This window comes from Micromonospora sp. L31, from assembly GCF_052068075.1.
Taxonomy (GTDB): Bacteria; Actinomycetota; Actinomycetes; order Mycobacteriales; family Micromonosporaceae; genus Micromonospora; species Micromonospora purpureochromogenes.
The window spans coordinates 50,004-63,943 of sequence record NZ_JBQHDC010000010.1 but is presented as its reverse complement, the minus strand read 5'-3'; the positions used below and the strand labels follow the sequence as shown (position 1 = coordinate 63,943).

Annotated in this window: 12 protein-coding genes; 6 read left to right on the top strand and 6 right to left on the bottom strand. The window is 70.3% G+C overall.

Going from position 1 to position 13,940, the window contains the following annotated elements; translation table 11 throughout:
* Positions 1-2 precede the first annotated feature (2 nt).
* On the bottom strand, positions 3-950 hold the full coding sequence (locus tag ACTMS9_RS24200; RefSeq protein WP_441148217.1) for an SRPBCC family protein: 948 nt from the start codon (positions 948-950) through the stop codon (positions 3-5).
* Between the two features lie 189 nt (positions 951-1,139).
* Between ACTMS9_RS24200 and ACTMS9_RS24195 the strand changes: the two genes are divergently transcribed.
* Positions 1,140-1,574: a helix-turn-helix transcriptional regulator gene (locus ACTMS9_RS24195; protein ID WP_441148218.1), complete on the top strand. Its 435-nt coding sequence runs from the start codon at positions 1,140-1,142 to the stop codon at positions 1,572-1,574.
* A 331-nt stretch (positions 1,575-1,905) separates the two neighbouring features.
* Positions 1,906-4,296: an ATP-binding cassette domain-containing protein gene (locus ACTMS9_RS24190; RefSeq protein ID WP_441166095.1), complete on the top strand. Its 2,391-nt coding sequence runs from the start codon at positions 1,906-1,908 to the stop codon at positions 4,294-4,296.
* A 156-nt stretch (positions 4,297-4,452) separates the two neighbouring features.
* Here ACTMS9_RS24190 and ACTMS9_RS24185 read toward each other — a convergent pair whose 3' ends face one another.
* A complete protein-coding gene (locus ACTMS9_RS24185; RefSeq protein ID WP_441166094.1) occupies positions 4,453-4,614 on the bottom strand; it encodes a hypothetical protein in 162 nt (53 codons plus the stop codon).
* 113 nt (positions 4,615-4,727) lie between these two features.
* Here ACTMS9_RS24185 and ACTMS9_RS24180 point away from each other — a divergent pair, with 113 nt between their 5' ends.
* The 3 genes from ACTMS9_RS24180 to ACTMS9_RS24170 all read left to right on the top strand — a co-directional run bounded on the left by ACTMS9_RS24180 (position 4,728) and on the right by ACTMS9_RS24170 (position 7,443).
* On the top strand, positions 4,728-5,675 hold the full coding sequence (locus ACTMS9_RS24180) for an ATP-binding cassette domain-containing protein (protein ID WP_441166093.1): 948 nt from the start codon (positions 4,728-4,730) through the stop codon (positions 5,673-5,675).
* On the top strand, positions 5,672-6,421 hold the full coding sequence (locus tag ACTMS9_RS24175) for an ABC transporter permease (RefSeq protein ID WP_280837635.1): 750 nt from the start codon (positions 5,672-5,674) through the stop codon (positions 6,419-6,421). Before ACTMS9_RS24180 ends, ACTMS9_RS24175 begins: the two co-directional genes overlap by 4 nt.
* Before the next feature lie 245 nt (positions 6,422-6,666).
* The gene (locus ACTMS9_RS24170; protein WP_441166092.1) at positions 6,667-7,443 is read left to right on the top strand and encodes a DUF4097 family beta strand repeat-containing protein; all 777 of its coding nucleotides are present in this window, start codon (positions 6,667-6,669) and stop codon (positions 7,441-7,443) included.
* A gap of 16 nt (positions 7,444-7,459) precedes the next feature.
* Here the strand turns inward: ACTMS9_RS24170 and ACTMS9_RS24165 are convergent, their stop codons facing one another.
* The 3 genes from ACTMS9_RS24165 to ACTMS9_RS24155 form a co-directional block, all read right to left on the bottom strand.
* On the bottom strand, positions 7,460-10,603 hold the full coding sequence (locus ACTMS9_RS24165; protein WP_441166154.1) for a BTAD domain-containing putative transcriptional regulator: 3,144 nt from the start codon (positions 10,601-10,603) through the stop codon (positions 7,460-7,462).
* A gap of 220 nt (positions 10,604-10,823) precedes the next feature.
* The gene (locus tag ACTMS9_RS24160; protein ID WP_441166091.1) at positions 10,824-10,997 is read right to left on the bottom strand and encodes a hypothetical protein; all 174 of its coding nucleotides are present in this window, start codon (positions 10,995-10,997) and stop codon (positions 10,824-10,826) included.
* A gap of 211 nt (positions 10,998-11,208) precedes the next feature.
* A complete protein-coding gene (locus ACTMS9_RS24155; RefSeq protein ID WP_441166090.1) occupies positions 11,209-11,388 on the bottom strand; it encodes a hypothetical protein in 180 nt (59 codons plus the stop codon).
* A gap of 420 nt (positions 11,389-11,808) precedes the next feature.
* On the opposite strand from ACTMS9_RS24155, the gene ACTMS9_RS24150 reads away from it, so the two are divergent.
* A complete protein-coding gene (locus tag ACTMS9_RS24150; protein WP_441166089.1) occupies positions 11,809-13,230 on the top strand; it encodes a helix-turn-helix domain-containing protein in 1,422 nt (473 codons plus the stop codon).
* Positions 13,231-13,233: 3 nt separating this feature from the next.
* Here ACTMS9_RS24150 and ACTMS9_RS24145 read toward each other — a convergent pair whose 3' ends face one another.
* Positions 13,234-13,800, bottom strand: a complete 567-nt coding sequence (locus ACTMS9_RS24145; RefSeq protein ID WP_441148365.1) for an NUDIX hydrolase — start codon at positions 13,798-13,800, stop codon at positions 13,234-13,236.
* Between the last annotated feature and the right edge of the window lie 140 nt (positions 13,801-13,940).

The following is a 13,940-nucleotide window of genomic DNA, read 5'->3' as shown; positions in this document are numbered from 1 at the left end:
GGTCAGCGGGCGGGCAGCGGCTGGGCGGGACGTTGTTTGAGCTGCTGGTGCAGGGTGATCCCCTGCGGGCTGGCGTCGGAGCGGACCACCTCACCGGTCTCCAGCACCTGCTTGAACCGGCGAAGGTCGTCGCGGATCTGCTGCTCCGGCTCCTCGCCGAAGAGCTTCGCCACCGCGCGGCCGAGCCGCCCGGCCGGCGGGGCGTACCCCAGCTCCACCCGGACCTCGGTGCCCCGGTCGCCGGGGGCCGGCACGAAGCGGACCCGGCCGGCGTTGGGCACCTGGGCGCCGGGCAGCGACCGCCAGGCGATCAGCTCGTTCGGACGGTCCTCGACGATCTCGGCGTCCCAGCCGACCAGCCGGCCGGCGGGGCCGCGTGCGGTCCAGTGCGAGCGGCGCAGGTCGTCGGCGCGGACGGACTCCAGGTGGGCCATGAAGCGGGGCAGGTTCTCCAGGTCCCGCCAGAACCGGTACGCCTCCGACGCCGGGCGGTTGACGGTGACGCCGACCTCCATGAGGATCAGCCGTTCCCGGGCCCGGCGGGCCCGCCCGGCGCGGACGGCGGCGAGCAGGTCGACAACGGCGATGCCGGCGACGACGGCGGTGGTCACTGCGACCCGCCGACGCCGCTCACCGCACCGGTCGGCCAGCGCCCGGCCGAGCAGGGTGAGGTCGGCCGCGTCCCCGGCCACCCGGGTCCAGGCCCAGCCGCCGGGGCGACGTCCGGTGAGCAGCCCGGCGGCGTGCCCCAGTTCCCGGGCGGCCACCGCCGGGATGACACCCACCGCCTGCGGGGAGTCGTCCACCCCGGTCAGCCGGGCCACCGCGCGCGGGGCGAGCAGGCCGCCCGCGCCGAGGGCGAGACTGACCACGCCCAGCAGCCGGGGCAGTCCGGTGCCCCGGCCCTTGCCTTCCAACTCGTCCAGCACCGTCGGTTCGGTCCTGTCCACGTCCGCACCACCGTCGCTCGGCCGTGACCGCCCACGGGGACGGCCCGGCGGCCGGAAGCCGCCACGCCTGACGCTATGCCCACGAATCGCCCCAGGAACCCCGAATCAGCCCGAAACCCGGGCGGACCTCCGGGTCGCCCGGCGGTCGGCCGTGCTCCAGACACCGCCGGATGTGGCACGATCTGGTAGGTGACCAGCAGATCCCCCGAGGCGCAGCGTCTGAGTGACCTCGCGCGGCTGCGCCGGGTCCGCGACCGGATCGACCGGGAGTACGCGCGGCCGCTGGACGTCGAGGCGCTCGCCCGCGGCGCGAACATGTCGGCCGGTCACCTCAGCCGCCAGTTCCGGCAGGCCTACGGCGAGTCGCCGTACTCCTATCTGATGACGCGGCGCATCGAGCGCGCCATGGCGCTGCTGCGCCGTGGCGACCTGAGCGTCACCGAGGTCTGCTTCGCGGTCGGCTGCTCGTCGCTGGGCACCTTCAGCACCCGCTTCACGGAGCTGGTCGGGGTGCCGCCGAGCACCTATCGGGCCGAGCAGGCTCGCGCGACGGCGGAGATGCCGCCGTGCATCTCGAAACAGGTGACCAGACCGGTCAGGAATCGAGAAGCACGGGCCACGTAGCCGCAACTAGCGTGACCGCCATGAACATCAGCATTCACCACGCCTTCCTCCCGCACACCGACACGGACGCCGCCCTGGCCTTCCGCGTCTGACGGGCAACCTCACCCGGATCAACGAGCTGTGCTGAGCCGTCCGGCTTCCAGCGCGGTGACGGTGCCCGACCACGAGCTGATGCGCGAGGGCTGATTGCTCCGACGCCTCGGCCGGACGCGCCGGGTGGCCGAGGCCACCGGGGCGCCCGGGCCGGAGCAGCCTGGATACCGTGGTTCCCGCGCCGAGCGCGACGCCGACGGAGCCCGCGAAGCGGCCCCGCCACACAGATGGAGACACGATGAGCATGGCCACGAGGACGGACCCGCGGTCGCCCGCGCCGCACGTTGCCGACAGCCACGACCTGATCCGCGTGCAGGGCGCGCGCGAGAACAACCTCAAGGACGTCAGCATCGAGATCCCGAAGCGCCGGCTGACGGTGTTCACCGGCGTCTCCGGCTCGGGCAAGAGCTCGCTGGTGTTCGGCACGATCGCCGCGGAGTCGCAGCGGATGATCAACGAGACCTACAGCGCCTTCCTGCAGGGCTTCATGCCGACGCTGGCGCGGCCCGAGGTCGACGTCCTCGACGGGCTGACGACCGCGATCATCGTCGACCAGGAGCGGATGGGCGCCAACGTCCGGTCCACGGTCGGCACCGCCACCGACGCCAACGCGATGCTGCGGATCGTCTTCAGCCGGCTCGGCCAGCCGCACATCGGATCGCCCCAGGCGTTCTCCTTCAACGTCGCCTCGATCAGCGGGGCGGGGGCGGTCACCGTCGAGCGCGGCGGCAAGACCGTGAAGGAGCGGCGCAGCTTCGCCATCACCGGCGGCATGTGCCCGCGCTGCGAGGGCATGGGCTCGGTCACCGACTTCGACCTGTCGGCGCTGTACGACGACAGCCTGTCGCTCAACGAGGGCGCGCTCACCATCCCCGGCTACAGCATGGACGGCTGGTTCGGCCGCATCTTCCGCGGCTGCGGCTTCTTCGACCCCGACAAGCCGATCCGCAAGTACACCAAGCGGGAACTGCACGACCTGCTCTACAAGGAGCCGACCAAGATCAAGATCGAAGGGATCAACCTGACGTACGAGGGGCTGATCCCGAAGATCCAGAAGTCGTTCCTGTCCAAGGACGTCGACGCGCTGCAGCCGCACATCCGCGCCTTCGTGGAGCGGGCGGTGACGTTCACGACCTGCCCCGAGTGCGACGGCACCCGGCTCAGCAAAGAGGCCCGGTCGTCGAAGATCCAGGGGAAGAACATCGCCGACGTCTGCGCGATGCAGATCAGCGACCTGGCCGACTGGGTCCGCGGACTCGACGAGCCGTCGGTGGCCCCACTGCTCAGCGGGCTGCAACACCTCCTCGACTCGTTCGTGGAGATCGGGCTGGGCTACCTCTCGCTCGACCGGCCCTCGGGCACCCTGTCGGGCGGCGAGGCGCAGCGCACCAAGATGATCCGCCACCTCGGCTCCTCACTCACCGACGTCACCTACGTCTTCGACGAACCCACCGTCGGGCTGCACCCGCACGACATCCAGAAGATGAACGACCTGCTGCTGCGGCTGCGGGACAAGGGCAACACGGTGCTGGTCGTGGAGCACAAGCCGGAGACGATCGCGATCGCCGACCACGTCGTCGACCTCGGCCCCGGCGCCGGTACGGCGGGCGGCACCGTCTGCTTCGAGGGCACCGTCGAGGGGCTGCGGGCCAGCGACACCATCACCGGCCGCCATTTCGACGACCGGGCCGCCCTCAAGGAGACGGTGCGCACGCCCACCGGCAGCCTGGAGATCCGCGGCGCGGCGACCCACAACCTCCAGAACGTCGACGTCGACATCCCGCTCGGGGTGCTCACCGTGGTGACCGGCGTCGCCGGCTCCGGCAAGAGCTCCCTGATCCACGGCTCGGTGTCCGGGCGGGACGGTGTGGTGTCGGTCGACCAGACCGCGATCCGCGGGTCCCGGCGGAGCAACCCGGCGACGTACACCGGCCTGCTCGAGCCGATCCGCAAGGCGTTCGCGAAGGCCAACGGCGTGAAGCCGGCGCTGTTCAGCCCCAACTCCGAGGGCGCCTGCCCCACCTGCAACGGCGCCGGCGTCATCTACACCGACCTGGCGATGATGGCCGGGGTCGCCACCGTGTGCGAGCAGTGCGAGGGGAAGCGGTTCCAGGCGTCGGTGCTGGAATACCACCTCGGCGGCCGCGACATCAGCGAGGTGCTCGCGATGTCGGTGACCGAGGCCGAGGAGTTCTTCGGCGCCGGGGAGGCGCGGATCCCCGCGGCCCACGCGATCCTGCAGCGGCTCGCCGACGTCGGGCTGGGCTACCTCAGCCTCGGCCAGCCGCTCACCACGCTCTCCGGCGGCGAGCGGCAGCGGCTCAAGCTGGCCACCCGCATGGCCGAGAAGGGCGGCGTCTACGTCCTGGACGAGCCGACGAGCGGCCTACACCTCGCCGACGTCGAGCATTTGCTCGGCCTGCTCGACCGGCTCGTCGACTCCGGCAAGTCGGTCATCGTCATCGAGCACCACCAGGCCGTCATGGCGCACGCCGACTGGATCATCGACCTCGGCCCGGGCGCCGGCCACGACGGCGGCCGGGTCGTCTTCGAGGGCACCCCCGCCGACCTCGTCGCCGCCCGCTCCACCCTCACCGGCGAGCACCTCGCCGCCTACGTCGGCGCCTGACCGCGCCCCTACCCTGTCGGACGCATTCGGTTGACGGCGGCGGGGCCGAGGTGATCTCGGCCCGCCGCCGGCGGTCAGGACGTGACGCAGCGGCTCGGTCCCGGCAGGCTGCCCGCTCCGGGACTCCCGCGCCGCGCCGACGGCACCATCCCCAGGTCACCGGGTCAGGCCGACCAGCGTCGCCAGGCGCGCTACGCCGGCCGGCGCCGGGTCGCCCCGGGCCATCTCGGCGATCACCGTACGCGTCGCCCGCCGATACCGGACCTCAGCCGGTGCGATGCCGTCCGCGTCCATCAGCCGGCGCGCGACCCCCGGCACCGCACCGATCTGGAGGTACGCCCGCGCGGCGTCCAGCTCCTGCTCTGCTGCTGTCAGGGGTCGTGTCAGGGGCGTGTCAGGCCGGTGACAGGTCGGCCGCCGATGGTAGGCGCATGACAAGTTCAGCGATTGAGGTTTCCGGGCTACGAAAGGCCTTCGGGGACAAAATTGTGCTCGACGGCATCGATCTGGATGTTCGTGCGGGCACAGTCTTCTCCCTGCTCGGTCCGAACGGAGCGGGCAAGACGACGACGGTGAACGTGCTGACCACGTTGATGAAGGCCGACGGCGGGACGGCACGGGTTGCCGGGCATGACATCGCGACCGAGACCAAGGCGGTGCGCGCCTTGGTGGGGGTCACCGGTCAGTTCGCGGCGGTGGATGAGCTGCTGACGGGCCAGGAGAACCTGCGGTTGATGGCGGATCTGAAGCGGATGGGCTCCGGCGAGGGCAGGCGGGTCGTCACGGAGTTGCTGGAGCGGTTCGATCTGGCGGAGTCGGCGCAGAAGCCGGTGTCGACCTATTCCGGGGGCATGCGCCGGAAGCTGGATCTGGCGATGACGCTGGTCGGCAAGCCACGAATCATCTTCCTGGACGAGCCGACGACCGGACTGGACCCGCGCAGCCGCCGCACGATGTGGGAGATCGTCCGCGAGTTGGTGGCCGATGGCGTCACCATTTTCCTCACCACCCAGTACCTCGAGGAAGCCGATCAGCTTGCCGACCGGATCGCGGTACTCAACCAGGGCCGCCTGGTTGCCCAGGGCACTCCCGACGACCTCAAACGCCAGGTCCCCGGCAGTCATGTCCGGCTTCGGTTCACCGACGTCGTCGAACTCGACGCGGCCGCGCGGGTCCTCACCGATGCCACCCGGGACGACGAGGCGCTGGCCCTGCGGGTTCCCGGCGACGGTGGCACGAGATCGCTGCGGGCCCTGCTGGACCGGCTCGACGAGCACTCGATCAGGGCCGAAGAGCTCTCCGTCCACACCCCGGACCTCGATGACGTCTTCCTCGCCCTGACGGGCCGTACCCACACCACGGAGGTGGTCGCGAAATGAGCACCAAGTCCCATTCGATGGTCATGTTGCGTCGCAACTTCAAGCACATCGCCCGGAATCCGACCTCGGTGTTCAACGCGGTCCTGATGCCGATCGTGATCATGTTGATGTTCGTGTACATGTTCGGAGACGCTTTCAACGTCGGTGTCGACTACATCGACTACGCGACGCCGGGACTGATCCTGTTGGCCGTCTGTTACGGGCTGGGGGCCACCGCCACGTCGGTGAACTCCGACATGACGAAGGGCATCATCAACCGGTTCAAGGTCATGGACGTCTCCCGTGGTGCGGTGTTGACCGGTCACGTCGTCGCCAGTCTGCTGACCAATCTGCTCGCCATCGGGGCGCTCATCGGGGTGGCCTTCCTGCTGGGATTCAGCCCGTCGGCGAGTTCCCTCGACTGGCTCGGCGTGGTCGGCATCGTCGTGCTGCTCGGTTTCGCGGCCGGCTGGCTCACGGTCGCCCTGGGACTGGCGGCGAAGTCTCCGGAGACGGCGGGTCTGGCCTCCGTGCCACTGGTCATGCTGCCGTTCTTCAGCAGCGCGATCGTCCCGGCGGAGAAGATGGGCCCGGGCCTCCGGCAGTTCGCCGAGTACCAGCCCTTCACGCCGATCATCGAAACCATGCGCGGGTTGCTCAACGGCGCACCGTCCTCCAGCGACGCGATCACCGCCGTCGCCTGGTGCGTCGGCATCGCTCTGGTCGGCTACCTGTGGGCGCGTTCCACCTTCACGAAGCGCGCGTGACCTTCCGGGCGGTGGCCTTCCGGGGACCGTGATCGGGCTGACCCCGAGCCGCCAGCGACGAACTGACCCGGCGCGCGCTCGCCGCCGACGAGCGCGCGCCGTGGGCGTGCGGGCCGATGCTTCACCGGCTGGGGCGGCAGAGCCGCCCACCAGCAGATCAAGTTCGAGACAAGAGGAGAGGCGTCATGCCTACATTCGCCACGCCAGGACCCATCGTCGCCACCGTCGTTGTCGCCGGTGCTCAGGTGCGGGTCACCGCGAGCGACCGGACCGACACCGTGGTGCTGGTCGAACCCATCGACGAGGCGAGCCAGTCGGACGTCAGGGTGGCCGACAAGACCAAGGTCGACTTCGCCGGCGGTCAGTTGTCGGTCAAGACGACCGCCTCCGGGGACAAGAACGGTTCGGTCGCAATCACGATCGACCTGCCCGCCGGCTCCAGCCTGGTGTCGTACCTGGCGCACTCGGAGGTGCACGCCGACGGCTCATTGGGAGAGTGCGAGCTGCACATGGCATCGGGTCGGGTCCGGCTCGATCGCATCAACGCGCTGCAGGCGAACATCGCGGCCGGTGAGGTCACGATCGGCCACATCGCCGAGCGCGCCACCATCGACGGCAGCACGTTCGCACTGCGGATCAGCGAGGTCCAGGACACCGTCAAGCTCTCGAGCTCCGGCGGGCAGATCTGGATCGGCCACGCATCGGCCGACCTCGACCTCAGCAGTGGCAGCGGCGCTTTCGACATCGACCGCGCCGACGGCAGCGTCACCGCCAAGACCGGCGACGGCGCCATTCGGATCGGCCGGTTGACCCGCGGTCGGGCGGAGCTGGCGAACCACTCAGGAAACATCGAGGTCGGCATCAGCGAGGGCACCGCTGCCCGGGTGGACGCCAACAGCAAGCGAGGGTCGGTGCACAACTCCCTACCGCCCCAGGAGGACCCTGACACGTCCGACAACCAGGTCACGGTCCACGCCCGTACGCGGCACGGCGACATCACCATCCAACGCGCAGCAAGCTGACGGGCGCGCGCCTCGTTCAGGAGGCGAGCGTGACCGTGACCAACTGAGACCAGCTCGTCTGCGTGCCTTCCCGAGCCGCCTCGGCGAACCGTGTGTCGCCGAGGCGGCTCCGCGCGGCCTGCTCGATCCGGGCCACATCCGGGTGGGAACGATCCGGCAGTCCGCGCACGCCGGTGCTCGCCGCGAGCAGCCGCGCGGCCTGCCCGTACTCTTCGCTGCGTAGTGCCAGGTCCGCGATCCCGACGAGTATCTGCGCGATCAGGGGTGCGTGCCCCGCCTCGGAGGCCGCCTGGCAGGCCGCCGCGTGGTGCGTACGGGCCTCGCTGAGATCGTCGGCAAGGTGGCCGAGGAGGTCGTGTTTCACCGCGCGGATGTTCGCCTGCTCCGCGTCGGTGCCCAGCATGGTTGTCGCGACGCCGAGTTGCTCGTACGCCTCCTCGGCGTTGCCGCGCCAGCGGGCGAGTTCCGCCTTCGACAGGGCCAGTTCGGCCAGCGCATCCGGCCAGGTGACCCGTTCCGCGCACCGGTGCGCCTCGGCCATGGCAGCCGCGCTGGAGTCCTTGTCCCCCAGCAGCCAGTACAACTGAGCCTGTCGCGACCGCATGCGGATGACATCCTCGATGGCACCGACTTCGGTGACGACCGCGATCGCCCGTTCGTAGTGCTCGCTGGCACGGGCGAACTCGCCGCGCACGGCGATACGGTCCGCCAGCTCGGCCAGGGCGATCGAGATCCCGAACCGTTCGCCGATCGCGCGGAACTCGGCGAGCGCCATCTCGAGATACGCATCCGCGTCCCGCCCGCCCTGGCCGAGCATGATCCGCATCTTGCCGAGATGGAACCGGGCCAGTGCGCGTACCCAGGGGTCCTCGTCGTCCAGCAATGGTTCCCACGCGGACAGGAACGCGTCCGGCGCCTGCAACATGCGTTCCAGTGGGACGACCAGTCCCAGCAGCGGATTACGGGACTGACTGCGCTGGCGGAACCGGTATGCCTTGTGGATCCACTCCTCCGCATGGTGTTCGTCGCCCCGCCCGGCGCTCACGAACAGCACCACGAGCGCATACACGGTGGCCCGGATCTCATCGGCCACCTCTCCAGGCGTGTTGGTGGCCGCGGTGATCAGCTCGATGCCTTCGGCCTTGTGCCCGCTGAGCCACCAGTACCAGCCGGCGCCAGCCGCGAGCCGCATCGCCGCGTGCGCCTCGCCGGCCGCGAGCGCACCACGCATCGCCGAACTGATGTTGTCGTGCTCGACACCGAGCGTGGCGAGCCATTCCAACTGCTCGGCGCGGCGGAGATGCGGCTCCGCGGTCTCGGTGAGTTCGGTGAAGTAGGCGAGATGCGCATGGCGCGCCAGGTCCGATTCCCCCGCCTCCGCGAGCCGGTGCCCGGCGTACTCCTTGATCGTGCCGAGCATCCGGTAGCGCGGTGCGCTGCCGCGATCGGCGACGAGCAGCGACTTCTCGGTCAGCGACGTGAGCAGCTCGAGCACCTGCTCCTGCTCGACCGCGTCGCCGGCGCAGACCCGCTCGGCCGCTTCCAGGCTCGCCCCGCCCGAGAACACCGAGAGCCTGCGCAGGACCGTCCGTTCGGCGTCGGTGAGCAACTCCCAGCTCCAGTCGACCACCGCGCGCAGCGTCCGGTGCCGCGGCAACGCGGTACGGCTGCCGCTGGTCAGCAGGCGGAACCGGTCGTCGAGCCGGTGGGCGAGCTGGTCGACGGACATGGTGCGCAACCTGGCCGCGGCCAGCTCGATCGCCAGCGGCATCCCGTCCAGCGCCCGGCAGACGCGCACCATCGTCGACACCGTGTGGGCGTCGACCGCGAGATCCCTGCGCACCGCGCCGGCCCGGTCCCGCAGCAACCGGACGGCCGGCGCGGACTCGATCTCGCCGGGGCTGGCGTCCCTCGCCGGCAGGGCCAGGGGCTCGACCAGCCACAGCGCCTCACCGGTGATGCCGAGCGGTTCCCTGCTCGTCGCCAGGATCCGCAGCCGCCGGCACTCCCCGAGCACTCGATGAGCGAACGTCGCCGCCGACTCGATCACGTGCTCACAGTTGTCCAGGATCAGCAGCGCCTCGCGCTCGCGGATCGCGGCGATGAGCCGGTCCGTCGGCTCCGCGTTCGGTGCCTCGCCAAGCAGCGCATCCCGCAGGCCGAGCCCGGCGAGCGCCGACTGCGCCACGTCACCGTCGGCGCCGATGGCGGCGAGCTCCACCAGCCAGGCCCCGTCCGGCAGGTCGCCGAGCAGCGTGCGCGCGGTCTCCGTGGCCAGCCTGGTCTTCCCCGAGCCGCCCGGCCCGATCAGGGTGGTGAGCCGATGGTCGGCGACGAGTTCGCGCACCGCGGCGACGTCACCGTCCTTGCCGACGAAGCTGGTCAGCTCGGCACGCAGGTTGGTCTTCCGGTTCTCCTCCCGCCGTCCCACCTCGCCCCGCAGCAGCGCGACGTGCAAGGCGGACAGCTCCGGTGCGGGGTCGACGCCCAGCGTGTCGGCCAGGGCTTCTCTGGTGCGCTGGTACACGAGCAGCGCCTCGCTGCCCCGACCGGCCGCCACGAGGGCACGCATCAGCGCGGCGACGAGCCGTTCGCGCACCGGATGCGCGGCCACCAGGTCGGTCAGCTCGGTGACCAGCTCCGCACCGTGGCCGAGGTCGACCTCCGCATCGAACCGATCCTCCAAGGCCCTCAGGCGCAGCCCCTCGAGCCGGGTGACCGCCGCGTCGAACGCCGCACTGCCCTGGAGGCCGACGTCCTGCAGGGCCGCACCGCGCCAGAGAGCGAGGGCCTCGCGCAGCAGTCGTACCCGCCGTGGATGGTCGTCATCGCGGACCTGGCCCGCGGTGACCAGGCGTTCGAACCGCACGGCGTCGACGGCGTCGGGTTCCACCGTCAACCGGTAGCCGTCCGGCTGCCCCTCGACCGATCCTTCCGGCAGCGCCTTACGCAGCCGGGAGACCAGGCGGTGCAGGGCATTCGTCGCGTCGGCGGGCGGGTGTTCACCCCAGATCCAGTCGACGAGCGTCGCCTTCGGGACCACCCGACCGGGTTCGAGCGCGAGAGCGATCAACAGCCCGCGCAGCCGCGCGCCCGGTACGTCGGCGAGGGCCCCGTCGTCCGTGCGAACCTCGAACGATCCGAGCATCCCGATCTGCACGCAGCAGATCTTGCCATGGGCCGCCGACCTCAGAGCGCCACGATCGCCGCCGTTGGCAGGCGGCGCAGGGCATGTTTCAATCGTCGCTCCTTCCGAAGGGACCAGCACCCAGACGTGCCTCCTGCCTTCATACTCGACACCAAGCAAGACATAGAGGCATATCGATGAAAGCGCCCGCCTCCGCCTGGCAGGGTGCCATTCAATCCGACGCAGCTATGACTCACACGAGCCGCTGCAGGCGAACCTTTGGTCGCTCTCCTGTCAGGTGCCGGTACTTGTGTTGGCGAACCTGCTCGTCCCAGACCTCCTGCTCGTAGTCCGGGTCCGGCGGGATCCACTTGTGCGACCCGTCGCTGTAGTGGAACTTCTCGTCACCCACCCGCAGGATGCTCACCGCACCCACCCAAGGAAGCGCCGGTGCAAGCTACCGGCTGGCATCCAGGTCAGATCCTCCGAGGCGCGAACCAGTTGGGCACCCATGTAGAGGGCCAGGGACACCGGCGCGCCGTCGAACTCCGCACGCAACTCGCGCTGGCGGGTCGGGCAGGGCCAAGGGCCGTCGCATCCTCCGCAACTCCAGATCGGCAGTACGGGTCCGTGGGTGGTCACCGCACCCAGCCGAGGAAGTGTGTGGTCATCGACCGGGCCTGCCGGCTGGTTGCCCACTGCACCTGGCAGCAGGGATACGGCGTCATCCGAGCCCACCAGATGCGGCAGCCGATGCACATCCCGGCCGCCCCTGGCAGGTGCGCGGCAAGGATCTGCTGCTCCTGATTGTCGTTCACCGCTCATCCTTCACCGGCCAGTGACCTCTGTTGATCGGGATGTGGTGCTGGGCGCGGCACGGAAGTTCGGCGCCGCAGTGGCAGACGTGTCGCCACTTCCGCCACGACCAGATCGGCCTGTGGCGGGCCAAAGTCATCGCCACGGCGAGCAGATACTCGTCGTACGAGACTCGGCGCGATGGCTCCCTGCGGGCCGCCCTCACGGTGCCTCCCCACGGGGCACAACACACGGTGCGGGGCGACTGCCCACTGGAGGCCGGCCGGTCAAGAGCATGCTTGGACTGTCCTGTCCGGCAGCGGTCGCCGACCATGTCGAGCAGTCATGTCACGGTGATATGACGTCCCTCGACCTGCGCGTCTTCGCCGTTAGGCTCCGCGGTGAGCACCTTGGGTAGTCAGTCCGCGACGCTGGGAGCCGGTGTGCTGCTCGATCCGCTTCGGATTCCGGACGACGTCTGGTCCGACGCCGTAGTCCGCAATGCTCTGACCCGACGTGACGTCGGCGCACTGTTTCGGCGCGTCAGCCAACTGACCGGGGCGAGCCAGACCCGGATCGGTGCGGCCGTCGGCCTGGAGCAGGGGTACGTCAGCCGCGTCATGGCGGGACGGAAGGTGACGTCCATCGACGTGCTGGAACGCATCGCCGAAGGCTGCCGGATGCCTGACCAGGCCCGAATGGCGTTGGGGCTCGCCCCGCAGGATCCGTCATGTCTCCTGGGCATGGCTTCGCCAGCGTGGGAGCGGCAGAGTGACCAGCCGGTCTACCGTTCCTGGCGCGAGGAGGTCCGCGCCGCCGTGCAGTTGTGGGAAGGCGATGTGAACCGTCGAGATGTGATCCGGCAGGTGGCGTTCACCTCCGCCGGGTACACACTGCCGGCCCTGCGCTGGTTCACCGCACCCGCCGCGCCAGCTGTCGAGCAGGGTGGCCGTCGGGTTGTCGGCCAGCCTGACATCGACACCATCCGGGAGCTGACCGGCACTTACCGCCGGCTGGACAACCAGTACGGCGGCGGCCACGCCCGGGCCGCCCTCACCCGGTACCTCCATCAGGAGGTCACACCGCTGCTCAGCGACGGACGCTACGACGCCGCGACGGGGCGGCGACTCCTCAGCGCGGTTGCGGAGCTGACGCAGCTTGCCGGCTGGCAGGCGTACGACATGGCCGACCACGGGGTGGCGCAGCTTTACCTGACCCGCGCTCTGGACCTGGCCCGGGCCGCCGGCGATCCCGGCCTGGGGGCCGAGATCCTGTCCGCCATGAGCCACCAGGCCACCTACCTCGGGCACGGCACGACGGGCGTCGACCTCGCGCGGGCAGCACGGGAGACGGCACAGCGCGCCGGGCTCACCGTCCTGACCGCGGAGGCGTCCGTCATGGAGGCCCACGGGCATGCTGTGACCAAGGACGGACGGGCGTGTGCGGCTGCCCTCCATCTGGCGGAACAGGCCCTCGACCGGGCCGACCGAAGCAGTGAGCCCCAGTGGCTCGGCTACTTCGACGAGGCTTACCTGTCGGCGAAGTTCGGTCACTGCCTGCACGCGCTCGGCAAGCCGGCCATGGCCGAGGGCTTCGCCGCCCGCTCCTTGCGGATGGACGAGCGCTATGTTCGCGGCAAAGCCTTCAACCTCGCTCTGCTCGCCACTGTCCAGGCGCAGCGGGGCGAGCCGGATCGGGCCTGCGCCATCGGAACCGACGCGTTGTCGCTCACCTCGCGACTTCAGTCGGCCCGAGCTGTCCGCTACGTACGCGATCTGCAAGCCCAGCTCGCGCCCCACCGCCAGCGGCCCACCGTCCGGCAGTTCATCCGCCGCGTCGACGCGGTCCTCGGCGCCCGGACCTGACGCCTACAACGCGCCCCGCGCCTGCCTCGCGACCAGCTCAAGCACCGCGATCACCGTGCCAGCCCCGACGATCTCGCCGCTGGTCACCAGCTCGCGCGCCTCGGCCAGCGGGATCCAGGCCACCTGCTCGGCCTCGTTCACGTCCACCGGAACGCCCGTGTACTCCGCCCTGCGCGCGAGGAACAGCAGGTTCTCAGCGTCCGCGGAACCCACCCACGGCTGAAACGACAGCAGCGGCTCCACCTCGTGCGGACGCCAGCCCGTCTCCTCCTCCACCTCACGAACCGCGCAGGCCACCGGCTGCTCCCGATCATCGACATAGCCGCCGGGAAGCTCCCACACCCACCGGTCGAACACGAACCGGTGCCGCCGCATCAGCAGCAGACGCTGCCGCTCGTCCAAGACGGCGACCATCGCCGACCGGGGCGCCCGGATCACGTACTGCTCGAACCGCACGCCGTCGGGCAACTCCACCTCAGCGATGCTCAGCCGCGCCCGCCGAGTGTCGTCGACGACCCGCTCACCGTGGATGGTCCATCGGGTCAGCTCCGTCGCCTGCTCCTCCGCCATGGGGACCAGTATCGACACACCGCCGCTACACCGGTCAGCCGCCCACGACGGCTGCCCGATGAGGCCACGGCCGGCGACGCCTCGGCAATTGGTGCTTAAGGTGCCGTACGGCAGCAGAAAGGCACCTCCCGTTCCCGAGG